Below are 22893 nucleotides of genomic sequence, written 5' to 3'. Positions count from 1 at the left end.
TCATTCCATCCACAAGGAGCGTGTCCTACGTGTCTGAAGCTTATAAAAATGCCGGGGTCGATATATCCGCAGGAAACGAAGCAGTAGAACGGATGAAAAAGCATGTAAAACGGACGCTCCGTCCTGAGGTCATGACCGATCTAGGCGGATTCGGTGCGCTGTTCAGTCTGAATAAAGATAAATATGATGAGCCTGTTCTAGTCTCCGGAACGGATGGCGTAGGTACAAAGCTGAAGCTCGCTTTTATGATGGACAAGCATGATACGATCGGCATAGATGCTGTAGCGATGTGTGTGAATGACATCGTCGTCCAAGGAGCAGAACCTTTATTTTTCCTAGATTACTTAGCATGCGACAAAGTTATTCCTGAGAAAATTGAAGCGATTGTAGCAGGCATTGCAGAAGGATGCGCACAATCAGGCTGTTCTTTAATAGGCGGCGAGACGGCAGAAATGCCGGGGATGTACAGTGAAGGTGAGTATGATATTGCTGGGTTTACGGTGGGTATCGTAGATAAAAGCAAAATCATCAACGGTAGCACAATTGCTGCAGGCGACGTAGTGATTGGCCTCTCATCGAGCGGCGTTCATAGTAATGGATTCTCCCTAGTACGCAAAGTGCTATTAGAGAAAGCCGGATTAGCTTTGCAAAATTCCCTGCCTGAACTCGGCGGCGCTGTGCTGGGTGATGTTTTGTTAGAACCAACAAAACTGTATGTAAAACCTGTCCTAGGCTTAATTGAAAAAGTGAATGTCAAAGGCATGGCGCATATCACGGGCGGTGGTTTTTTAGAAAATATTCCGCGTGTGCTTCCTGCTGAAGTGAATGTAGATGTCGAATACGGTTCTTGGCCAATTCAGCCTATTTTCAAGCTTATTCAAGACAAGGGTGAGGTCAGCAATCGGGACATGTTCACAACATTTAATATGGGTATTGGTATGGTCATGATTGTAGCAAAACAAGATGCAGATTATGCTATCGAAGTGCTTAGGGAACTTGGAGAGCAGGCCTATGTGATTGGATCGGTAACTGAAGGAGAGCAGATTGTTACCTTCACAGGAGCCGAGGTCTAATGGGTTCATACCGGATAGCGGTGTTCGCCTCAGGTCAAGGAAGTAATTTTCAAGCCTTGGCTGATGCAGCAGCGCGTAATGAACTTGGTGGTGCAGAGATTGTCCTGCTTGTCTGCGATAAACCCATGGCTCCGGTGGTAGCCAGAGCAGAGCAGGCGGGGATTGAAGTCTTCCTTTTTCAGCCTAAGGACTATCCCAGCAGGGAAGATTATGAGCGCGAAATTGCTGCTGAACTTACTAAGCGAAGCGTAGATCTCATCGTACTTGCCGGCTATATGCGGTTACTTACGTCCGTGCTTGTCGAACCTTACGCAGGCCAAATGATTAATATTCATCCCTCACTTTTACCTGCTTTTCCAGGAGTTAGAGCGATCGAGCAGGCTTACAATTACGGAGTCAAACTAACAGGGGCTACGGTTCATTTAGTAGATGGAGGAATGGATACGGGGCCTATTATTGCGCAGCGCACGGTAACGATTGAAGAGGGCGAAGGAATAGCGTCCATAGAGGAACGGATCCATGGAATCGAACAATGTATGTACCCTAAAGTCGTATCTTGGTTCGCTCAAGGTCTGATTCAGATTGAAGGCCGAAAAGTGACGGTTCTTCATGCACCTTCATCCAAAGCCTAACGGAAATCGACTATTTCCCGAGAAATATTACCACATATTTGAAAAATATATACGGGTAGTAAAAACGCTGTAGAACTTGCAAAAATCGAATCGGAACCGTGCAAATCAAAGGAGGATGCTAAATCGTGAGTATCAAAAGAGCGCTCGTTAGTGTATCGGATAAAACGGGTGTCGTGGATTTTTGCCGCGAGCTGTCGCAACTAGGAGTGGAGATTATTTCAACAGGGGGCACCAAGAATCTTCTGGCTAAAGAAGGCGTACCTGTTATCGGAATATCGGATGTAACAGGGTTCCCGGAGATTATGGACGGACGTGTGAAGACCCTTCACCCAGCTGTACATAGTGGCTTATTGGCTATTAGGGATAACGAAGAGCATCAGGCGCAAATGAAGGAACTTGGACTGGATTATATTGATCTGGTTGTTGTGAACCTGTACCCTTTCCAAGAGACAATTGCAAAACCGGATGTCTTATATGAAGATGCTATCGAGAATATCGACATTGGTGGACCTACGATGCTTCGTTCGGCAGCTAAAAATCATGCTTTTGTCAGTGTGATTGTGGACAATGCAGATTATAGTAAGGTGTTAGAAGAGGTTCGTGCGGAAGGCGATACGACTCTAACTACACGCACACGGCTTGCGGCAAAAGTGTTCCGCCATACGGCGGCTTATGACGCCCTCATCTCCGATTACTTGTCGAATGTGACAGGAGATCCACTTCCAGAGCGCTACACGGTAACTTACGAGAAAATTCAGGATCTTCGCTACGGAGAGAATCCACATCAGAAAGCAGCTTTCTACCGCAAACCTTTGGCATCTCAAGATACACTTACAACGGCGGAGCAGCTTCATGGCAAGGAATTAAGCTATAACAATATTAATGATGCGAATGCGGCACTGCAAATTGTAAAAGAATTTACAGAACCCGCTGTAGTAGCCGTCAAACATATGAATCCTTGTGGCGTAGGCATCGGCAGCAGTGTGCTTGAAGCCTTCGAGAAAGCGCACGCAGCGGATCCTACTTCGATTTTTGGCGGTATTGTGGCTTCGAACCGAATTATTGATGAAGCGACTGCGCTGAGACTAAAAGAAATTTTCTTAGAAATTATTTTAGCCCCAGGGTTCACGGAAGAAGCTTTGACCGTGCTTACTCAGAAGAAAAATTTGCGTCTCTTAAAAGTAGGGGAACTGGCTTCGGGTCAGGACAGACAGAGCCAGCATATCATCACTTCCATCGATGGTGGGATGGTCATTCAAGAGAGCGATGTCCACTCTTTGGATATAACCGATCTAAGTGTCGTTACGGATCGCAAGCCAACAGAAGAAGAGCTGAAGCAGTTATTATTTGGCTGGAAAGTTGTGAAGCATGTGAAGTCCAATGCGATTCTCTTAGCCAAAGACAGCATGACGATCGGCGTAGGTGCGGGTCAGATGAACCGAGTCGGCGCAGCGAAGATTGCTATAGAGCAGGCAGGAGATAAAGCTAAGGGCAGTGTGTTAGCATCGGATGCCTTCTTCCCTATGGGAGATACGGTGGAACTTGCTGCAAAGCATGGAATTACAGCGATCATTCAGCCGGGTGGCTCAGTGAAAGATGAAGAGTCGATCCAAGCTGCCAATCAATACGGTATCGCTATGGTATTCACAGGCGTTCGTCATTTTAAACACTAGAATGTCGGAGAGGGGGATACACAGATGGATATATTAGTAGTAGGTAGCGGTGGCCGCGAGCATGCGATCTGCTGGTCGCTAGCTAAAAGTCCTAAATCAGGTACGGTCTACTGTGCGCCGGGCAATGCTGGTATTGCTGAGGTGGCAGAGATCGTTCCGATTGGCGTTAGCGAATTTGATAAGCTTACGTCTTTTGCTAAGGACAAGCAGATAGAACTTGTAGTCATTGGACCCGATGATCCGTTAGCTGAAGGAATCGTGGATGCGTTTGAGGCTGAAGGAATTCCGGTATTCGGTCCAAGCAAAAATGCGGCTCATATTGAGGGCAGCAAGACATTTATGAAGGATCTTCTGCACAAATATGAGATTCCTACAGCAGCGTACGAGAAATTTGACAATTATGAAGCTGCACTGGACTATTTACGGGGTCAGCCTGTACCGATTGTTATTAAAGCGGATGGACTTGCGGCGGGTAAAGGGGTAACTGTAGCCTTTACACGGGAAGAAGCAGAACAGGCGCTTGCAGACATTATGGTCAGTCAAGTGTTTGGCGCAGCGGGGAATCAAGTCGTTATCGAAGAATTCATGACAGGTCAAGAGATGTCTATTCTCGCCTTTGTCGATGGAGAGACGGTACGTGCGATGCCAGCAGCGCAAGATCACAAACAGGTATTTGATGAGGACCAGGGGCCGAACACAGGAGGGATGGGCACCTATTCTCCGCTACCTCACATTGCGCAGTCCATCATAGATGAAGCTATAGAGACCATCATCAAACCTACGGCCAAAGCGATGGTATCCGAAGGACGCTCATTCCGCGGTGTATTGTTCGCCGGGCTTATGATTACACCAGATGGCAAGCCGAAGACGATTGAATTCAATGCTCGGTTCGGTGATCCTGAGACCCAAGTCGTCCTGCCAAGACTAAAGAGTGACTTGCTGGAGATCTTTCTAGCGGCTGTTAACGGAACTTTGGCAGAAGTGGAGATACACTGGAGCGACGAAGCCGCTGTGTGTGTAGTGCTAGCTTCACCGGGCTATCCGGCCGCCTATCCAAAAGGACTTCTGATTCAAGGTCATGATCAGGTGCAGGAAGCAATCGTATTTCACGCTGGAACGGCTCGGAATACGGACGGAGATCTTGTCACGAACGGCGGTCGTGTGCTCGGCGTTGTAGGTCTCGGCGCTAGCATCGCAGAAGCAAGAAGTAAAGCTTACACAGAAGCGGAACGGATTACTTTTGAAGGCAAGCATTATCGCAGAGACATCGCTGCGAAGGCATTGATGTAAATAGAGGTCGGGGGACACCGAGCGGAAGCAAGAGAGAGATCATACAGAACCATACAGAACCATACAGAACCATACAGAACCATACAGAACCATACAGAACCATACAGAACCATACAGAACCATACAGAACCATACAGAACAATCCCTTTGGAACAGAGAGGGGTTGTTTTTTTTCTTGGATGAACGGGAGGATTAATACGATCTTTGTTATATTAAGGGAGTACATTAAGAGAGTCCGATGATGATCAAAGTAATTTCGAATGTAGAGCAAATAAGCAATTATATTCAATATATCTATACCAATTAATATACATCTATGGGGAATAATTTTTATAAATGTACGCGTCCATTTCTCCTATTCTATTAAGGACACCTGACGTTTATTGAAAAATCCCTCTGAACATCGATATAATAACATCAATCTATAAAATTCAATCTTTTTAAAAATAGGAACGCACATGCAAGAGTTAACTGATATTTATGATTCGCACCTCGTTAAAGCGTGTCCCGAAGGGACGACAAGCGTTCCATGCATAATAGATATATCGTCAATAATAAAACTAAGTACATTCATTTTGGATGTCCAGAGGGCAACGCCCATGTGACCCGCTCTTCTAGGGAGGATGTGGGACGGTTAATAGCAATAGCAATCCAAGGAGGAGAAAGCAATCATGCCCATTTCCGCGGGTATTCACCATATAACGGCTTTTGTGAACGATGTCCAGACTACCGTCGACTTCTATGCAGGGGTGATGGGGCTTCGTCTGGTCAAAAGAACGGTCAACTATGACGCGCCTGATATGTATCATCTGTACTTCGGTAATGAGTCGGGGACTCCCGGAACGATCATGACTTTCTTTCCGCACGAGGACGCTTATCTAGGAACGATTGGCGGGGGACAAGTAGGAATTACAGTCTATGCAATTCCGCGGGGGAGCCTGCTTTTTTGGAAGGCTAGACTACAGCATTACAACATTCAAACGATGGAAAATCTTCGTTTTGGCGAGCAATATATACGGTTTGCGGACCCATCGGGTCTGCTGGTTGACCTCGTTGAGAGAGAGTCTGGTGAACCCAGCGCTTGGGCCTTCAGTGGTATTACAGCGGAGCAAGCGATTAAAGGATTTGGTGGAGCGATGTTATTCAGCACGGCTCCAGAGCAGACCCAGCGAACTTTAGAGAAGGTTATCGGACTCCGTCAACTAGGTGAAGAGGAGGGGATTATTCGCTTTCGTACTGCGGCGAGTCCCGTTCAAACTATTGATCTCGTAGCGGCTCCCATCCCTGCTGTAGAGACGGGGGCTGGAACCGTGCATCATCTGGCTTGGCGTGCCAAGAATGCGGAGGAACAACGACTGTGGAGAGAAGAGCTGATAGCGGCGGGGCTCCGTCCTACGCCTGTAACGGATAGGCAGTATTTTACGGCGGTGTATTTCCGGGAACCGGGCGGTATTTTATTTGAAATTGCTACGGATGGTCCAGGATTTGCTGTAGATGAACCTGCGGCTTTACTAGGTACAAGTCTGAAGCTTCCTGAGGAATGGGAGCAGGAGAGAGAGCAGATCGTACAAAAACTACCTTCTTTTGAGGTCAGGTCTTTGGAAGGTTATTAATCATTTATTCATCTCCTAATTAGTAAATAGGGTAAAGAACTGGAGTCGTTAGGATTCAAACTATGGGTTATTGTAAGTGCCGCATAATAGGCGTTGTATACTAATGGATAGGTAGATCATCCCGTGGATCTAAAGTTAAAAAGCTAGACAGGTGTATTTTTAGCAACATAGAGAGACAGCACGGGTTAGAGAATGGAGGAGTATCACGATGAGTCAGGCTGAGAACCCAACAGTAGGTATGGAGGATATTATTCGAGCGCATCATGTGCTCAAAGAAGTCATCGTACGCACCCCACTCCAACTAGATCCGACATTGTCGGCGAAATACGAATGTAATGTGTACTTGAAGAGAGAAGACCTGCAAATGGTGCGTTCTTTCAAAATCCGTGGCTCTTACAACCTCATTCGCAACTTGAGTGCAGAGCAGCGTGAAAAAGGAATTGTCTGTGCCAGTGCTGGCAATCATGCGCAGGGTTTTGCTTATTCATGTAATGCGCTTGGAATTAAAGGTCATATTTATATGCCGAGTACTACCCCTAATCAGAAGGTAAAGCAAGTCAAACGATTTGGCGGAGCGGATATCGAAGTGATTTTGACAGGGGACACCTATGACGATGCTTATGCCGAGGCCATGAAAGCTTCGGCGCAGCATGGAATGACATTCGTCCATCCTTTTGATGATCCGATGATTGTCGCTGGGAATGGAACGATCGGATTAGAAATCATGGAGAGCCTAAATGCTCCAGCGGATTATGTATTCGTGACAATTGGAGGCGGGGGACTTGCGGCAGGCGTAGGTTCTTATGTCAAAATGGTCAGCCCTTCTACCAAAGTAATTGGAGTTGAGCCATTAGGTGCGGCGTCGATGAGTGAAGCGATGCGCGAAAATCAAGTGGTCACGCTAGAATCGATCGACAAGTTCGTCGATGGTGCAGCGGTCAAGCGGGTAGGAGAGTTGACGTTCCAGATTTGCTCCCACGTCTTGGATGACTTCATCAAGGTGCCGGAAGGTAAAGCATGTACTTCCATTCTGGAACTGTATAACGATAATGCGATTGTGGTGGAACCAGCGGGTGCTTTGCCGATTGCGGCACTAGATATGTACCGTGATGAAATTCGGGGCAAGACGGTCGTATGTGTAATCAGCGGGGGGAATAATGATATCGACCGCATGCAGGAGATCAAAGAGCGCTCGCTGATTTACGAAGGATTCAAGCATTATTTCCTAATTAACTTTCCCCAACGTGCGGGGGCGCTGCGTGAATTTTTAAGGGATGTGCTGGGTCCAGAAGATGATATTGCTCGCTTTGAATATACGAAAAAACACGACAAAGAAAACGGCCCGGCACTTGTCGGAATTGAGTTATCTCATCCTGATGACTACGGCCCTCTCATTGAACGCTTGAATGCTAAAGGCATTGCCTTTACGGAGCTGAATCGGGATTTAAATTTATTTAATCTATTAATTTAACTCACCTAATAAAAAAAGGCGACCGCATTTCAGAACCTCTGAATGCGGTCGCCTTTTTCAGCTTTAATTTATGAGTTTCAATCATGCATAAGATTTTGTATTGGTAGTTTTGCGAAGGAAGTAAAATTTTTGTCCTGCAAGACCAATGACAAACAAGATAAGGCTATCCCAAGGAGAAAGCACAAATGCCGGTAAAAATCTCACCAACAAGACAGCAACAATCAGTATACCAGCCGCGATGCCGATATATATGCCCATGGTTCTGGGATTCATTTTCTGATCAGCTACCAATTCTTCTTTCTTCGCCTCAGGCTTCATAAAGCGGGTAAGACCTTCTATTAAAATAATAGAGCCTCCGGCAATCAGAAGCAATGTGGCTGTACTGATTCGAGTGTATGTCAGATCTCCACCGAACCATTTACTAAAAAAACCAGTCAACGTCATGATGAAAAATACCCATGTCAGGGCTACCCATGGAATCATAATGTAATATTTAATCTTGTCCTTCGTGGAGCGGGGTTGCCTTACGAATAAAGTATCTACGAGTCTTTGCGCATGAACTTCTGGGGCCTCTTCATACAGGTCAAGGGCAGTCTTGTTCTGGTCTTGACCTTTAAGGATTTCCTTAGCTAGACGAAGCAAGACTTCTTCACCTTCGGCTTCGTTGAGACGGCTAGAACGGAGCGTGCGTACCATTTCTCCGAAATAAGCATCATTCTCCGGCGTCATATAATCACGAAGCCTATGGGTTTCCTTGATCATTTCATGAATGTACATATTTGTTAAATCTCCTCCTGTGCCAAGTGTATGTAAGATCTACACGCGGTTTCTAATGATGTCCGTTATGAAATCCTAATATTACCATTCAAAAATTAAGCTGACAGCGACCCGAGCAGCAATCAGATCGGGCGTGAAGGGGATATACAATTGCCTGTAGTATACTTCAAGCACTCGCAGACCCGCAAGGGACTAGCGATGTGTACGTAGGACTTGAGTCAGGGTCAAGAACAGGGATTTATAGGATAACTAAAAAAAAGCTCGACCCAAAACAGTCGAACTATTAAAAATACCTAAATATGGATAAAATTTATAATTATATTAATTAAGGCCAAATGGTAGTAGGCCAGCTATTTTGAAGTTTGCGGATGAGTACAATCTGTCCATTATGATAACTGTCATGGCTAATCCAACGTGCGATGAGCTTCCACTGAGGTCTGCCTTCATATTCTTTTACATAGTCTTCATCTTGCATTGAACTTAAATGAGCCTGAAGTTGTTCGTATAGTTCAAATGCATGTTCTCGCGTACGTTGCCAACCCGCTTCATCTTGAGGATCTCCTACTTCGCCAAAGGTGCTAGTGTTGGTAGTCGTTTTTGCGGGGATGGAGATTCCCTTTAGCCGATGAAGTACTTCATCATTATAGTAATTCATATGGTTCACTAGTTGCCAAATGCTATTCGTATCTCCTTCACCCGGTGGTTGCCAAGCGGCTTGCTTCGCGGTTACATCAGCCAGCGCACGGCTAATTGGCACAATCCATGCGTCCTCAGTCCACACGGCTTCTAACTGTGTCTTAATGAATTGTTGTACATTTACACTCATTAAAAGATCACCATCCTTTTAAGTTCTTTTTAAGTTCATCAAAAAGAGTACGGGTATATTTAAACAAGCATTCATCGTATTGGCAAGATAAAAATATTAAGGCCAGAATGTTAAATGTAGTGACGCATAAAGAAAGTCGTTCTCTACCAAACTAGGATGAAATTGTACATGCCTACACCAGGATGTACAACCTAACTTAAGGAGGATGTAACAAATCATGAAAAGTAAATTCGAATCAGAATTAACACGTAGATATCTATTGAACAGTCATTCCAGAGAAGGCTTGGATGAAGTAGTACAAGATCATGAAGATGTAGAGTTCGGTTCGGAAGATGAAATAGAAGGAAGTAATGAGAGTATGGAGAACGAGGTATTTTTGAATGGAGAGGGACAGAAGAAAACGCGTGATTTATACCGTGAATCTTACGAATAATAGAGCTTTATAATTGACACGTCTCAGCCAGAATGATAAGATAATTTCAATAATTCACATTAAACTTATCGGATTTATTGAATATACTTTGATTTGGGTTTGGAGGCGGGTTGATTATGGCTATGGAACGACAAATTGTGATCGCTCACGATCATGAACATCTTACAGCAAGTATTCACTATCCTGCACAACTTGCGAAGAAGGATGGCCGTTGTAAGGATAGGGTGCCTTTAATTGTCATTTGTCACGGTTTTGTAGGAAGCCGTATTGGGGTGGACCGTCTCTTTGTGGAGAGTGCTAGGACGTTCGCCCAAGAGGGGTATTTAGTTGTTCGTTTTGATTATATCGGCTGTGGAGAGAGCAGCGGTGAATATGGTCGTGAAGGAATCGACTCTATGGTAGCTCAGACGAGAACCGTACTTGAATATGGCCTGAGTATCGGAGATGTAGATCCTACTCGTGTAACGCTTCTAGGTCATAGTCTCGGCGGAGCCGTAGCCTTGTTAACAGCCGTGCGAGATCGCAGAATCAAAAATTTAATTCTATGGTCTTCCGTGGGTTATCCCTTCAATGATATCGTTAAAATTACGGAACGTAAAGTGTATGATGACGCAATCAAACTGGGCCACTCCGATTATTTAGGCTATGAATTTACGCCTGTCTTTTTTGAATCGTTAGGCATTTCTCAGCCCTTTCAAGAGGCGATCAAATTCAATGGACATGTGCTTGTTATTCATGGTACGTCGGATGATGTTATTCCCGTGGATTACGCGTTCCTTTATCAGAAGGTATTCTGGATGAGATCCGAAGGTAGATGTGATAAAGAGATCATTTTTCAGGCCAATCACACGTATTCTACCCATGAGCACCGTACACAATTGATTCAGCGCACCAAAGACTGGCTCAATGGGCAAGAAGCGATTCAGACCGATTGGCAGCACTGGATGATCTAACGATCACATTCGTAACCTACCTTAATGGATTATGGTAATAAAACAGTGAAAACGGTACAATAAAGAGGACTTTATTTTGCCGTATGGGGGTTGCGTTGTCGTGACATTACCAGCATTGTTCGTCGCACATGGTTCGCCAGCATTAGCGTTAGAGGATACTAAGTACACGCGCTTTCTGCACAGATTAGGAAAGTCTCTGCCTACGCCTTCTGCAATTGCGATCTTCTCTGCCCATTGGGATGATGCGGAACAGCTTTTTACCACTAGAGATGATCTGAATGAGGGATCCTTGAAGACCTTACATGATTTCTATGGATTTCCTGAGGCGCTGTATCAGATTAAGTATCCTGCTGCGGATGCACCCGTTGTTGAAGAGTCGATCGGCTCTTTATTCAGGCTTGGGAATTTACCTTATCGGAAGGTATCTAACCGAGGTTTAGATCATGGAGCTTGGATTGTGCTTAGAGCGATGTATCCTGAGGGGAACATTCCTGTGATTGAACTCTCTATTGATTCGAAGCGTTCCCCTGCGGAGCAGTATCAGATTGGCCAAATGTTACAATCCCTTCGAGAGCAGAATGTGCTCATCTTAGGCAGTGGCGGAACGGTTCATAATCTCAGAAAATTAGAACAGGGCAGTGAACCCGCCTCCTGGGCTACTGAATTTGATACTTGGATTGCTGAACAATTAGCATCCTGGCGACTACCTTCTCTATATCATTATGAGAAGAATGCACCCCACGCACTCAGTGCCGTGCCTACGTACGCTCAAGAACATTTAGCTCCCCTATTCTATGCTATGGGGACAGCGGATGAAGAACGAAAGGCTTACCGATTATTTCAGGATTATGCCTATAGCAGTCTTAGCTTAAGCTGCTGGCAATTTGGTGGCGAGCCTATTTACCTTCCTGAAGATTAAATATAAGACGCAGGTTCTGTTTTTTAAGAACTTGCGTCTTTTTTGCTTGCCTCAAAGAAGACTAGGAACCTCAGCGCATTTCGAATTATAATGGGAATAAATAACTTGTAATAGGGAGGAATACGATGAACTCTCGCCCTCTATATAAGACGATATGGATGTTAGCGGCCCTAAGCTTGGCATTAACTGCATGTCAAAGTAAGGAGCAAGAAAGGATACCCACCACAAGCAAACCAACTGCAACGGATACTGCGAAGCCGGGAGGAGATGGGAATAACTCGAAGCCTGCACCTGTAGAAGGTGACACGACACCTTTAGTATCGAAACTAACGGGACGTCCTCAAGATCAGGCACAGGCGAATACAAGGCCACTTGCTGTCATGGTGAATAATGCGCCCGCAGCCAGACCCCAATCCGGTCTGCTTGAAGCAGATATCGTGTATGAAGTGCTGGCAGAAGGGGGGATTACCCGACTTGTGGCTATTTATCAGAGTAGTCTGAAAGAGACCAAAGTGGGCCCCATCCGCAGTATTCGGCCCTATCTCATTGATCTTGGAGAAAGCTATCATGGCGTACTTGTGCATGCAGGCGGAAGTACAGATGCTTATGCGCTAATTCAGACGCTTCATAAAGAAGACCTGGATGAGATATCCAATGCCGGTGCGTACTTCTGGCGGGACAAGTCTCGGAAGGCCCCTCATAATCTATACTCGAATCCTCAGAAATTGCTGGCAGGCGCCAAAAAGCGAGGGTACGCATTGATCGATGATCAGGTACCTGCCTATACTTTTTACTCCGATAAGAATTCAGCCCTCCCCGAAGGAAGCGCGGTCGCCGGAATAGAGATCAAATTTCTACTGAATAATTACAAAGTGTCCTATAGGCATAATGCTTCAACCCATATGTATGCTCGCTTCATCAATGGTCAGCCTCATAAGGATTTGGATAGCGGAAAGCAGCTCACAGCTATGAATATAGTGGTCCTCGGAGCGAATCATAAAACACTCGACAACGTCGGTCGCCTAAGTGTGGATATGGAGTCTGGGGGAAAGGCTCTTCTTTTCCAGCGGGGTAAGGTCATTCGCGGTGAATGGGTTCATAAGAAGAATGATATCATTCGCTTTATGAAGGATGGCAAGGAGGTCCCTTTTTATCCGGGACAGACCTATTTCAATATCGTGCCGAACACTCCGAGTTTTGAGAGTCATGTTCAGATGATTCCCTAAATATAAACGGGATTTGTAAGAATTGGGAGCTATAAGAATAACAATGGAAAGATTAGGGTATTGATAACAAATACTATGTAAAAAAGTTAGGTTTTTGTCTTTACAATTCCTTTACAATCGGATGATTAGTTATGGTAAGATAACAAGGGTTGTCACAGGAATCATACTGTAGTAGACAGAAGATTTTCAGAAAAGGGGATATCACATGCGAGTGAAAAAGAAAGATATCTTTTTCCAAACCTTAGAGAATATGGCGGATACAGTAGTTCAAGCTGCTGATTATTTTGCCGATCAGGTGTCGAATTTGAAGGACGTGGAGACCTTCGCCAAAGAAATGAAGGTGCTCGAGAGTCGTTGTGATAGCTTCACGCACACGATTATTATTGAACTGAACAAGACGTTCATTACGCCAATTGAGCGCGATGACATCATGAATCTGACAACCACGCTGGATGACGTTCTTGATGGACTTGAAGCTACGGCTTCCCGTTTCTACATGTATACCATGAATGAGCCGGATCAACACATCATTAATTTCTCCGAAATTCTTCGTACCTCCGCTTATGAGATTCAGAAGGCGATTCGTCTACTATCTCAGAAGAAGCTGCTAGCCATTCGCGAATACACCATTCGTCTGAATGATCTAGAGAATCAAGGAGACGAGCTACTACGTATTGCCATTAAGGAGCTCTTCGTAAAAGTAAGTGATCCTATTGAATTGATTAAGAAAAAAGAAATTTACGAACGACTTGAGACGACAACAGATGCTTGTGAGCACGTGGCGAACATGCTGGAATCGATCATCATGCGTAATTCATAATATACCCAAGAGGAGGTTGAATTGCGCGTAGTCTCATTGCTTGTACGTGCAATAATAAGACCATGGATACTAGCTTTATCGTCATACTCATTGTAATTATCTTGGCGCTTGGATTCGATTTCATCAATGGATTCCATGATACCGCCAATGCGATAGCCACCTCAGTCTCTACTAGGGCCCTCAAGCCTAGAACAGCAATTTTGATGGCAGCTTTCATGAACTTCTTGGGCGCAATGCTGTTCACAGGAGTAGCCAAGACGATTGGGGGCAGTGTGGCGAATCCGGCCGACCTCGATAATGGTCTTGAGATTCTAATTGCAACGCTTCTGGCTGCGATCATATGGAATCTTATCACATGGTGGATCGGCATTCCTTCCTCATCCTCCCATGCACTGATTGGTGCGCTTGCGGGTGCCGTGTATGTAGGAGCCGGTTCAGACAAAGTGAATTGGAGCGGTTTCAAGACGATTATTGAAGGACTGGTCCTGTCCCCTCTAATTGCCTTTGCCATCGGTTATGTGGTCATGACAATTCTCAAATGGATCTTTGCTTCCCGTAGTCCACACACCGTGAACAAAGGATTCCGGACGATGCAGATTGTAACGGCTGCTTTGCAATCCTTCACGCACGGAACGAACGATGCTCAAAAAGCGATGGGGATCATCACCTTCGCCTTGGTTACGGCAAAGTACCAAACGGAAATGGAAGTTCCGGTATGGGTCAAAATTGCAGCGGCAACGGCTATGGCCTTGGGTACATCCATCGGAGGCTGGAAGATTATCAAGACGATGGGTACAAAAATTTTTAAAATCGAACCGATTAATGGATTCGCTGCGGACATCTCTGCTGCATCCGTGATCTTCTCAGCTACATGGCTTCACTTGCCGGTAAGTACAACACATGCGATTACTTCTGCCATCTTGGGTGTAGGTTCCGCCAAACGATTCTCTGCTGTCAAATGGGGACTCGCTGGACGGATTGTTATTGCATGGGTTATTACGATTCCGATTGTGGCAGTGTTAGCAGGTCTGATCTTTATGATTCTGTTCTAGTAATGAAGTACGTCTGCTAAGCCAACTGTTACAGTTGGCTTTTTGCGTGGGGCATAAAGAGGGACGTCTGTAATTCCGATAGGAATGTAGAGGGGGAAGGATATGATCCGTACACTAGGGATTACCTATGAGCATAAAGTAGAACATGATGTTCCGCTAGATCAACTGATGAATGGTCAATATGCCTGGATTTGGGCCGATTTTATGGCGCCCACTCCTGAAGAATCGCATCTGTTAGATACATTATTTCATTTTCATCCCTTGGCGATTGAAGATTGTCTGCATGTTCTTCAGCGCCCGAAGCTGGATTTCTATGACGACTATCAATTTATGGTTGTCCATTCCTTGGATGCACTCACGCTCGACACGGTAGAAGTAGATTTGTTCGTCGGGCATCACTATTTGGTCACGTACCATCATAAGGATCTACCGGAAGTGAATAGTGCGTGGGAGAAAGTCGTTCGGCGGGCTAATGAACGGAGAATCTGGGCACGTGGGCCGATGTCCGCGGCGTATCTTGTTATTGACGATTTGGTCGATTTGTATTTCCCTTGTGTCTTCTCTATTGAAGATGAGCTGGATGAACTGGAGAAAAAGGGGAGCCGCGAGTCGGTAGAAGATTTGATGAATCAAGTCTTTGATCTGCGCAGCCGCTTGCTTAAGCTTCGCCGGACGATCGTTCCGATGCGGGATTTGATGTACCGCGTGGTCAATTCCGAACATATTCAAGGGGATAAGGAACCGAGGGCTTATTTTGCCGATATCTATGACCATCTGCTCAAGCTAACAGACATGATTGAAGCGGACCGAGAAATGACGGCTGATTTAAGAGATTCCTATATTTCGCTGAACTCGAACCGCATGAATAGTATTATGAAGACCCTCACAGTCATTACGACGATCTTTATGCCGCTAACACTTATTGCGGGAATCTACGGAATGAATTTCGTGAATATGCCAGAGCTTGGCTTGAAATACGGTTATTTCTTTGTTATTGGTGGGATGATTGTGCTTACCGTGGCCATGATTATGTGGTTCAATCGGCGCGGGTGGTTCAAATGAAATCCGCCGGATGATTACCGGCGGCGTTTTTTGCTTGCGGGGCGGCGGGATGCAGGACGTTTGCCACTAGTGGACTTTCTTTTTTTCGTGCCTACACCACTCTTGGATCTAGACTTACGGCGGCGAGGGCGATACTCATCGAGTTCTTGATTTTTGGAAGCATTGGTCTTGCCTTTACCACCTGGGAGAAGGCCGCCCATCACGAGCTTAGCCATAGGGGCGAACTGCTGCACACCTTGCATCATTTGCTGAACTTTACCCATAGTGTTCAGAACGCCGTCGATTCCGCCCATCCCATCGATGATGCCTTTGAGGGCACCGATGTTCGGGAGAGAGAATCCGGTCTTGGCAGCTGCCGCAGCAGGTGCAACAAGTGAAGTGGCTTCGGCGGCTACAGGGGCTACTGCGGCTGGGGCAAGGGGAACAAGGGATGAGGTGCTCGCCCCAAGTCCGGGATAAGGTGCCCCGTATGGATACCCCGGAGGAATTACACTTCGCTGGGGAGAATAATATTGTTGCATTGGGAATCACATTCCTTTGCCTTCATAGTCTGAATTCTTATACCAATGTATGCGTTAGGCGAACTACCGGTATAGACGAATGTCCTGATTATGGTGGCTATTGCGGATTTGGGCGGTGGACTCCTGTAGTGCGTGAAATCGTTAATGCTTGAAAAGGTTGGGCCCGCAAAGTACAATGAGGGTACAGTAACAGTAGGGGATGATAAATCAGTGCAACTTAAGAAGTTGAATGATAAAAGTATTGACCAATTATTTGAAGCCGTTCTCACACTCAAAAATGTAGAGGAATGTTATGTATTCTTCGATGATCTTTGTACGGTGAACGAGATTCAATCACTCTCACAGCGTCTTGAAGTTGCTCGTATGCTAGGCAAAGGGTGCACATATAATCAGATCGAAGCGGAGACTGGAGCAAGTACGGCTACCATTTCTCGGGTGAAGAGATGTCTTAATTATGGTAATGATGGTTATAAAATGTCTTTGGAACGCTTGGGACGTTAAGGTATGAACTCAGGTGTATTGGTTATAAGTCATGGTTCACCAGACGCATCATGGATGCATCTGGTGGACGCTTCAGTAGCGGAGCTGAAATTGCCGGCGGGGGTGCCGGTAATAGCTTCGTTTCTTGAGGTTCAGGGAGGACGCGGAATTCAAAGTGGGATCGATGCACTGGAAGCGTTGGGCATGACGGATATCCTCGTGATTCCGTTGTTCGTCTCTTCAGGCAGTACACATGTAGATGAAATTGCTTGGGCTCTTGGTGTGAAGCCAGTGCCAGACAAAGAGACAGATTTGGAACGCTTTCGGGTCGATGCTCGAATACATTTTGGTGTACCTATGGATGATGATCTGGAGGTAGCTCGGATGGTGTGGAGTAAGCTTGCTCCTCTGTCCGTTCAGTCAGATCGGGAAGTGATATTGTTGGTGGCCCATGGCAGTGTGCACGAAGGCTTCCGTCAACGCTGGGAGCAAGGCATGCTGGGACTGGCTGCACATGTGCAGGACGTCAGTGGAATGCTGCATACGGACTATGCTCTGCTGAATCCCGACAGTGTAAGATCGAAAGTGAGCTACTGGCAACAAGAAAGAGGCATGGAGGTGTTAGTCGCTCCAGTGTTCTTAAGTGAAGGTTATTTTACGAAAAAAACAATTCCCGCAAGACTTGAAGGGTTAACATACCGCTATTCGGGACAAGCTCTGCTGCCGCACCCTCTGCTTTCGCAGTGGATTCATAGGCAGATCATGGCTATAATGAAATCATTGACATTCTCATAAAACGGGTGGCGTAACTATATATGAAGAGAGCCAGACTGATCTACAATCCGTCCTCTGGACGGGAGGAAATGCGGCGTCTACTTCCTGATGTACTGCATCGGCTGGACCGAGGCGGTATCGAGACCTCCTGCTTCGCAACAAGCGGCGAAGGTGATGCAACTCGGGAAGCTGCTCATGCGGTTGCTCGCGGTTACGATATTATCATTGCTGCGGGCGGAGATGGGACGCTGAATGAGGTCGTGAACGGGATGGCAGGCAAAGATAACTTGCCTCCACTAGGGTTATTTCCGCTGGGAACGACGAATGATTTTGCCCGTGCCATGGGTATTCCGAAAAAGTGGGAAGAGTATTGTGATCTGGTAATCCAGAATCATACCCGCCCGATCGATGTCGGGAAGGCGAACGATCGTTATTTTATCAACATTGCCGGGGGAGGCTCCTTAACAGAGCTGACTTATGAAGTACCGAGCCGGCTCAAGACCATGATTGGTCAGTTGGCTTATTATATGAAGGGGATCGAGAAAGTGGCAAGTCTGTCACCGACCGAACTCGTCATTAAAGCCGAAGGTCGTGCGCAGCTGCATGGCGAGTTCATGCTGTTCCTAATTGCGAACAGCAACAGCATTGGCGGCTTCGAGCGCTTGGCGCCGGGAGCCCGCATCGATGACGGCATGCTTGACGTCATCGCCGTGAAGAAATGCAATCTCGGGGAATTCCTGAGATTGCTTACGCTCGCGCTCCGAGGCGAGCACTTCAGCGATCCGCATGTCGTCTATTTCAAGACGAAGCGGATGGAAGTGACTTCGCCGGGGCGGGTGCAGCTGAACCTGGACGGCGAGCTCGGAGGCGAGCTGCCGGGATTGTTCGAGATTCTACCCTCGAACCTAAGGATTTTTTGCAAGGAAATAGGGATGTAAGAGTACGTAAGGGTATAAGATGGAAGTGTGTTATTTTATCAATGGATGTTAGTAATTCGGCTGAGTTCTAAGTAATTTGCTATGAATAGGTATACAATGAACTTGAGATTCATGGATAGCATTGCTTTAATTTAAATTAGTTACTTCATGATATAAATAGTAAATGGCTTGTATTAATAGAAATAGTATCTTCCTATAACAATGAATTTTCATGAAAGAGAACGCTATTCTGCGGCTCATTAGGGCGCGGGGTGGATGTTCTTTCTTTCGTTTTATTAGAGCGATAGATTTAGCATTTTGAGGAAAGAAGTGAAGGACATGAATCGTCGCGACGGGCGAACGGATCGTAATCATAGTACGGGTCGTGTGGACAGCAGTAGTGGAAGAAGAATGAATCATGATATGTCCAATGAATCTAGGAAAAGTAAAGCTCAATCTTCTGGAAGAATGAGCGATTTGAATACAACTAAGCCAAGATCGGATAAGTCTAAGACCAGTTTGGATAAGGGTAGACGTGTGAGTAGCCATGAGGATTCACGATATCTTAATGGTAATGGGACAGGGAATGGAAACGGGAATGGTAATGGTAATCGTAATGGTAATCGTAATGAAGATCGTAACCGTAGAAGTGATTTGCGGAAGGAAGAGCATAGTCCTTCAGGTTTTACGGGCAAAAATACGCGCAAAGTCAGTAGTGAGGGGCAGAATCGGGAACGTACTCGTAATCGCCTTGGCGATGCATCGGTAGGAAGCAAAGACCGGCGCAGGTCGTCTGGAAGTGGAACGGATAAAGTGAGAAGGGTAAGTAGGGAGATGGGTAACGGGAGCGGTGAAAGAACTCTAGGAAGTGCAAAGGACAGCACTAATGTAAGTGCAAGTGCAAGTGCAAGTGCAAGTGCAAGTCGTCCGCTACATACCAAAGGCTCCGGGCGGAAGCCTTCAAAGCGAGATTCTAGAGGAACGGGTAGCACGCGTAATTCGGGTCAACGTAGACATGCAGAACTGTCAGACCGGGTTACTTCTGCAGTAATCGAAGGACTCCCTGTGGCAAAAAATGATGAACTTATTGTGGACGTAATTGGTATGAACCATGATGGGGAAGGTGTGGGACGAGCAGAGGGGTACACATTGTTCATTCCCGGGGCCCTACCCGGCGAGAAAGCAAAAGTGCGGGTACTAAAGACTAAGAAACAATATGGTTATGCCAAACTTTTGGATGTCACTCAGGCTAGTCCAGATCGTGTAGATGCGCCATGTGCGATCTACGATCAATGTGGTGGATGCCAATTACAGCATATGAGCTATGCTGGACAGTTGGCTTGGAAGCGGCAGCATGTTGTGGATGCTTTGGAGCGGATTGGGAAGCTAGAAGGCATTACTGTATTACCTACGCTCGGCATGAGTGAGCCTTGGCGTTACCGCAATAAGGCGCAGGTGCCTATAGGTGTGGTGGATGGGGGATTGGTAGGTGGTTTTTATGCAAAAGGCAGCCACCGCATTGTCGATATGGAGACATGTCTCATACAGCACGAGCACAACGATGACATAGTCAATCGGGTCAAAGAGATTGGCCGAACGCTAGATATCAGCGCCTACAACGAAGAGACGGGTAAAGGTCTGCTTCGACATGTTGTGGTGAAAAAGGCGTTTCACACAGGTGAGATGATGCTCGTTCTCGTGACCAATGGCCGCGATATTCCGCATGCTGATGCATGGATTGGCTTAATTCGAGAGCAAATCCCCCATGTCGTAAGCATCTGTCAGAACATAAATACGAAGAAGACCAATGTGATTTTTGGAGATGAGACCCGGGTCCTGTGGGGCCGTGACGTTATATATGATTATATTGGCGATGTGCAGTTTGCGATTTCGGCGAGATCCTTTTATCAGGTGAATCCAGTTCAGACTGAAGTGCTGTACGGGAAGACAGTGGAATATGCGGGACTCACAGGAAAAGAGACCGTAATTGATGCGTATTGCGGGATCGGTACGATTTCGCTTTTCCTCGCCCAGCATGCAGATCAGGTCTATGGCGTAGAGATCGTGAAGGAAGCGATCGACGATGCAAGAATCAATGCACAGCTTAACGATATGCGTAATGTGAAGTTTGAAGTCGGTGCCTCCGAAGTCGTCATCCCTCGCTGGAAAGAGCAGGGCATCGAAGCCGATGTCATCGTCGTCGATCCCCCTCGCAAAGGCTGCGACGAACAACTATTGAATACGATCCTAGAGATGAAGCCAGAGCGCGTGGTGTATGTAAGCTGCAATCCTTCGACCTTGGCCCGGGACTTGCGGGTACTAGAGGATGGCGGGTATCGTACGGTGGAGGTGCAACCGGTGGATATGTTCCCGCATACGGTGCATGTGGAGTCGGTCATTTTGATGATTCGAAAAAATGAGATGTGAAAAGTTCACTTATAAGTCATCGAATCATTATCAGTACTGCTTTTGGGAGATTTGGTGGGCTAGAGAGGTCAGGGCTGAAGCTCTGATCTCTATTTTTATGAATGGACAAATTGAATATTCGAGAATAAAAGGGGAAATACGGAAATATGTCGAATACTGAGTCTAGCTTAGTTAGCACTTTTAGGAGATGACAGAATGTTGAGAGACATGGAAGACCTTTTGAATAATGTATACGATAATGAAATAAAAGATTATTTGAAAGAGGCACTAAAATGCTATATGGGAGGCTCTTATAGGGCTTGCGTTATTATGAGTGTTATAGCTGGAGTATACGACTTACATAAAAAAGTAAAAGCATTGGCAGGGAGCGATCCAAGCTATAGAAATCTAGATAATGAGATTGAGCGTAGAAAGAGGTCGCTCGAAGTATACGAGAAATATTTATTTGAACAATGTGCAACTGAAGAAATTGATATGTTAAATAATAGTGAATTAAAGGAACTACAACGTTGTTTAGATACTAGAAATGATTGTGCGCATCCAAGCAATTTTATATGCTCTCCAGAAAAAGCTCGTGATATATATTCTTCGGTTATCGATATATTAGCATCAAAACCTGTTCTATTTGGATTCAAACATATGAGAAATCTAATTGCTGAAATGGAGGAAAGAACTTTTTTTCCGGTTGTTGATGCATCAAGAATGAAGGTCATTATATGCGAAAAGCTGGATAGATTCCAAAGAAAAGCTATAGATCCTTTTTTCAAATTGCTGAGCGCAACGATTAAAGCACCAAATTCACCAATTCAAAAAACTAATGCTTTAAGGTTCCTAGCCTTATCAGTTAACAATGTCGCTGAATATGGACAATATGTATCTGAATTCATTGATAAGGACCAGTATGAAGGAGAACTTCTAATTTTATTTGAAATTAATATTGATATTTTAAGGGTCTTATCCGATACAAGCATTGAAAAAATTATAAGTAAATTGGATACTAATTTAAAGTCGAGTGAAATTAACAGCATCAACACTTGGATAAATATTATTTTATCAGAGAGACTACAAGCGCCTCAGTATATAGAGAATATCGGTTCAATTTTAACCAATTTCAGTGAATTTAATCTTGGTTTTGATAAGAGAGATATACGGTATGAAATTGTAAAAATGCTACTCCAAAACGATAATTGTTCAGTTGATTTTAAAAAAATGCTTGGAAGAGCGTGCAGTAAGAGCTTTACTTTAGAAAATTACATGGAACCAAATTTAAGAGATGTGTTAATACTATTAAACGAAAAAAGTTTGTATGAGTACTGGCTAAAATTAATAACTGAAAACGTATTTGGTTACGATTTTAATAGAGGAAATCGGGCAATAAGCGTATTTAAAACTATGCCGAAAGAAAATTGGCTGAATAATGTTTCTGACGAAATGAAAGTTACATTGGTAGAAGAGATACTGATTGAAGGAACGAAAGAAGGTCTATACTATTCACACGATTGTCGTTCGACAATGAATAATCTACATTTAGATTATCCTGAATTAACTAGATTGTTTGTTGACCATATCTTCAGTCATTCTGAAAATGATAATAATATAAAATACTTTGTCGGTGAAAAATCAAAAATTGTTTCAAAATATATTGTTGCTTTCGAAGAGGAAATTGAAGCTAATATAGATAAGTTACTATTCTTGCGAAGTAATAATACTGATATAGATGAAATCATAGATAATATAAAAAATGAAGTTGAACAGAATCCAGATAGTGAACTTAAAAGTTTAATTTTAGCTAAGTTACTGGATCACAAAAGTGAATCCATATTTTAATTTGAAATGAATTCGTTAATGAACACTCAAGCCATGTGTTGCATACAGTTGGTCAGTAGAGACTAATAGTTGAGGTGTATTAGCGTATACAAGAACGGAGCGGGTAAATCCCGCTTCTTGTTTTTAA

At 45.0% G+C, this 22893-nt stretch carries 21 protein-coding genes; 18 read left to right on the top strand and 3 right to left on the bottom strand.

Features of this window, described 5'->3' with window-relative positions; translation table 11 throughout:
* The first annotated feature begins 29 nt into the window (after positions 1-29).
* The 6 genes from purM (at position 30) to ilvA (ending at position 7752) form a co-directional block, all read left to right on the top strand.
* Positions 30-1073 (top strand): phosphoribosylformylglycinamidine cyclo-ligase, encoded by a 1044-nt coding sequence (gene purM / locus J2Z69_RS09350; RefSeq protein ID WP_209861391.1) that lies wholly within the window; start codon positions 30-32, stop codon positions 1071-1073.
* On the top strand, positions 1073-1705 hold the full coding sequence (gene purN, locus J2Z69_RS09345; RefSeq protein WP_209861389.1) for a phosphoribosylglycinamide formyltransferase: 633 nt from the start codon (positions 1073-1075) through the stop codon (positions 1703-1705). The genes purM and purN overlap by 1 nt, the downstream gene beginning before the upstream one ends.
* A 125-nt stretch (positions 1706-1830) precedes the next feature.
* Positions 1831-3378: a bifunctional phosphoribosylaminoimidazolecarboxamide formyltransferase/IMP cyclohydrolase gene (gene purH, locus J2Z69_RS09340; protein ID WP_209861387.1), complete on the top strand. Its 1548-nt coding sequence runs from the start codon at positions 1831-1833 to the stop codon at positions 3376-3378.
* A 24-nt stretch (positions 3379-3402) separates the two neighbouring features.
* Complete coding sequence (gene purD / locus J2Z69_RS09335) at positions 3403-4668, top strand: phosphoribosylamine--glycine ligase (RefSeq protein WP_209861385.1); 1266 nt, start codon at positions 3403-3405, stop codon at positions 4666-4668.
* Positions 4669-5339: 671 nt separating this feature from the next.
* Complete coding sequence (locus J2Z69_RS09330; protein ID WP_209861383.1) at positions 5340-6281, top strand: VOC family protein; 942 nt, start codon at positions 5340-5342, stop codon at positions 6279-6281.
* A 208-nt stretch (positions 6282-6489) separates the two neighbouring features.
* Positions 6490-7752: a threonine ammonia-lyase IlvA gene (ilvA, locus tag J2Z69_RS09325; protein WP_209861381.1), complete on the top strand. Its 1263-nt coding sequence runs from the start codon at positions 6490-6492 to the stop codon at positions 7750-7752.
* A gap of 81 nt (positions 7753-7833) precedes the next feature.
* Here the strand turns inward: ilvA and J2Z69_RS09320 are convergent, their stop codons facing one another.
* Positions 7834-8529, bottom strand: a complete 696-nt coding sequence (locus J2Z69_RS09320) for a DUF1129 family protein (protein WP_209861378.1) — start codon at positions 8527-8529, stop codon at positions 7834-7836.
* A gap of 325 nt (positions 8530-8854) precedes the next feature.
* Positions 8855-9355, bottom strand: coding sequence for a DinB family protein (locus tag J2Z69_RS09315; protein WP_209861376.1), 501 nt, complete (start codon positions 9353-9355; stop codon positions 8855-8857).
* Between the two features lie 217 nt (positions 9356-9572).
* Between J2Z69_RS09315 and J2Z69_RS09310 the strand changes: the two genes are divergently transcribed.
* The 7 genes from J2Z69_RS09310 (at position 9573) to corA (ending at position 15820) form a co-directional block, all read left to right on the top strand.
* On the top strand, positions 9573-9788 hold the full coding sequence (locus tag J2Z69_RS09310) for a hypothetical protein (protein ID WP_209861374.1): 216 nt from the start codon (positions 9573-9575) through the stop codon (positions 9786-9788).
* Between the two features lie 122 nt (positions 9789-9910).
* On the top strand, positions 9911-10741 hold the full coding sequence (locus tag J2Z69_RS09305; RefSeq protein ID WP_209861473.1) for an alpha/beta hydrolase: 831 nt from the start codon (positions 9911-9913) through the stop codon (positions 10739-10741).
* A gap of 100 nt (positions 10742-10841) precedes the next feature.
* The gene (locus tag J2Z69_RS09300) at positions 10842-11660 is read left to right on the top strand and encodes a DODA-type extradiol aromatic ring-opening family dioxygenase (protein WP_209861372.1); all 819 of its coding nucleotides are present in this window, start codon (positions 10842-10844) and stop codon (positions 11658-11660) included.
* A 125-nt stretch (positions 11661-11785) separates the two neighbouring features.
* Positions 11786-12886, top strand: a complete 1101-nt coding sequence (locus J2Z69_RS09295) for a DUF3048 domain-containing protein (RefSeq protein WP_209861370.1) — start codon at positions 11786-11788, stop codon at positions 12884-12886.
* A 205-nt stretch (positions 12887-13091) separates the two neighbouring features.
* The gene (locus tag J2Z69_RS09290; RefSeq protein ID WP_209861368.1) at positions 13092-13706 is read left to right on the top strand and encodes a DUF47 domain-containing protein; all 615 of its coding nucleotides are present in this window, start codon (positions 13092-13094) and stop codon (positions 13704-13706) included.
* A 62-nt stretch (positions 13707-13768) separates the two neighbouring features.
* On the top strand, positions 13769-14758 hold the full coding sequence (locus tag J2Z69_RS09285) for an inorganic phosphate transporter (RefSeq protein WP_209861366.1): 990 nt from the start codon (positions 13769-13771) through the stop codon (positions 14756-14758).
* Between the two features lie 102 nt (positions 14759-14860).
* Positions 14861-15820, top strand: coding sequence for a magnesium/cobalt transporter CorA (gene corA, locus J2Z69_RS09280; RefSeq protein ID WP_209861364.1), 960 nt, complete (start codon positions 14861-14863; stop codon positions 15818-15820).
* Between the two features lie 14 nt (positions 15821-15834).
* Here corA and J2Z69_RS09275 read toward each other — a convergent pair whose 3' ends face one another.
* Entirely contained in the window at positions 15835-16341 is a 507-nt protein-coding gene (locus J2Z69_RS09275; protein ID WP_209861362.1) for a hypothetical protein, read from the bottom strand.
* Positions 16342-16551: 210 nt separating this feature from the next.
* Between J2Z69_RS09275 and J2Z69_RS09270 the strand changes: the two genes are divergently transcribed.
* The 5 genes from J2Z69_RS09270 to J2Z69_RS09250 all read left to right on the top strand — a co-directional run bounded on the left by J2Z69_RS09270 (position 16552) and on the right by J2Z69_RS09250 (position 22766).
* Positions 16552-16842 (top strand): YerC/YecD family TrpR-related protein, encoded by a 291-nt coding sequence (locus J2Z69_RS09270; RefSeq protein WP_209861471.1) that lies wholly within the window; start codon positions 16552-16554, stop codon positions 16840-16842.
* Between the two features lie 3 nt (positions 16843-16845).
* A complete protein-coding gene (locus J2Z69_RS09265; protein WP_209861360.1) occupies positions 16846-17616 on the top strand; it encodes a sirohydrochlorin chelatase in 771 nt (256 codons plus the stop codon).
* Positions 17617-17636: 20 nt separating this feature from the next.
* The gene (locus tag J2Z69_RS09260) at positions 17637-18533 is read left to right on the top strand and encodes a diacylglycerol kinase (protein ID WP_209861358.1); all 897 of its coding nucleotides are present in this window, start codon (positions 17637-17639) and stop codon (positions 18531-18533) included.
* An 813-nt stretch (positions 18534-19346) separates the two neighbouring features.
* On the top strand, positions 19347-20939 hold the full coding sequence (rlmD, locus tag J2Z69_RS09255; RefSeq protein WP_209861469.1) for a 23S rRNA (uracil(1939)-C(5))-methyltransferase RlmD: 1593 nt from the start codon (positions 19347-19349) through the stop codon (positions 20937-20939).
* Between the two features lie 195 nt (positions 20940-21134).
* Positions 21135-22766 carry a hypothetical protein gene (locus J2Z69_RS09250; RefSeq protein WP_209861356.1) on the top strand — a complete coding sequence of 544 codons (1632 nt, stop codon included), beginning with the start codon at positions 21135-21137 and terminating at the stop codon, positions 22764-22766.
* Positions 22767-22893 lie beyond the last annotated feature (127 nt).

Source organism: Paenibacillus shirakamiensis (genome assembly GCF_017874255.1).
GTDB classification, from domain to species: Bacteria; Bacillota; Bacilli; order Paenibacillales; family Paenibacillaceae; genus Fontibacillus; species Fontibacillus shirakamiensis.
This window is presented reverse-complemented; position numbering and strand designations above follow the sequence as displayed.

What these genes read in the sequence shown, in the direction of transcription:
- J2Z69_RS09295 (WP_209861370.1), top strand. Translation starts at nt 11,786, where the DNA reads ATGAACTCTCGCCCTCTATATAAGACGATATGGATGTTAGCGGCCCTA.
- J2Z69_RS09310 (WP_209861374.1), top strand. Translation starts at nt 9,573, where the DNA reads ATGAAAAGTAAATTCGAATCAGAATTAACACGTAGATATCTATTGAAC.
- J2Z69_RS09265 (WP_209861360.1), top strand. Translation starts at nt 16,846, where the DNA reads ATGAACTCAGGTGTATTGGTTATAAGTCATGGTTCACCAGACGCATCA.
- J2Z69_RS09260 (WP_209861358.1), top strand. Translation starts at nt 17,637, where the DNA reads ATGAAGAGAGCCAGACTGATCTACAATCCGTCCTCTGGACGGGAGGAA.
- J2Z69_RS09315 (WP_209861376.1), bottom strand. Translation starts at nt 9,355, where the DNA reads ATGAGTGTAAATGTACAACAATTCATTAAGACACAGTTAGAAGCCGTG.
- J2Z69_RS09330 (WP_209861383.1), top strand. Translation starts at nt 5,340, where the DNA reads ATGCCCATTTCCGCGGGTATTCACCATATAACGGCTTTTGTGAACGAT.
- purD (WP_209861385.1), top strand. Translation starts at nt 3,403, where the DNA reads ATGGATATATTAGTAGTAGGTAGCGGTGGCCGCGAGCATGCGATCTGC.
- J2Z69_RS09275 (WP_209861362.1), bottom strand. Translation starts at nt 16,341, where the DNA reads ATGCAACAATATTATTCTCCCCAGCGAAGTGTAATTCCTCCGGGGTAT.
- J2Z69_RS09285 (WP_209861366.1), top strand. Translation starts at nt 13,769, where the DNA reads ATGGATACTAGCTTTATCGTCATACTCATTGTAATTATCTTGGCGCTT.
- purN (WP_209861389.1), top strand. Translation starts at nt 1,073, where the DNA reads ATGGGTTCATACCGGATAGCGGTGTTCGCCTCAGGTCAAGGAAGTAAT.
- J2Z69_RS09320 (WP_209861378.1), bottom strand. Translation starts at nt 8,529, where the DNA reads ATGTACATTCATGAAATGATCAAGGAAACCCATAGGCTTCGTGATTAT.
- ilvA (WP_209861381.1), top strand. Translation starts at nt 6,490, where the DNA reads ATGAGTCAGGCTGAGAACCCAACAGTAGGTATGGAGGATATTATTCGA.
- J2Z69_RS09305 (WP_209861473.1), top strand. Translation starts at nt 9,911, where the DNA reads ATGGAACGACAAATTGTGATCGCTCACGATCATGAACATCTTACAGCA.
- rlmD (WP_209861469.1), top strand. Translation starts at nt 19,347, where the DNA reads ATGGGTAACGGGAGCGGTGAAAGAACTCTAGGAAGTGCAAAGGACAGC.
- J2Z69_RS09290 (WP_209861368.1), top strand. Translation starts at nt 13,092, where the DNA reads ATGCGAGTGAAAAAGAAAGATATCTTTTTCCAAACCTTAGAGAATATG.
- J2Z69_RS09250 (WP_209861356.1), top strand. Translation starts at nt 21,135, where the DNA reads ATGTTGAGAGACATGGAAGACCTTTTGAATAATGTATACGATAATGAA.
- corA (WP_209861364.1), top strand. Translation starts at nt 14,861, where the DNA reads ATGATCCGTACACTAGGGATTACCTATGAGCATAAAGTAGAACATGAT.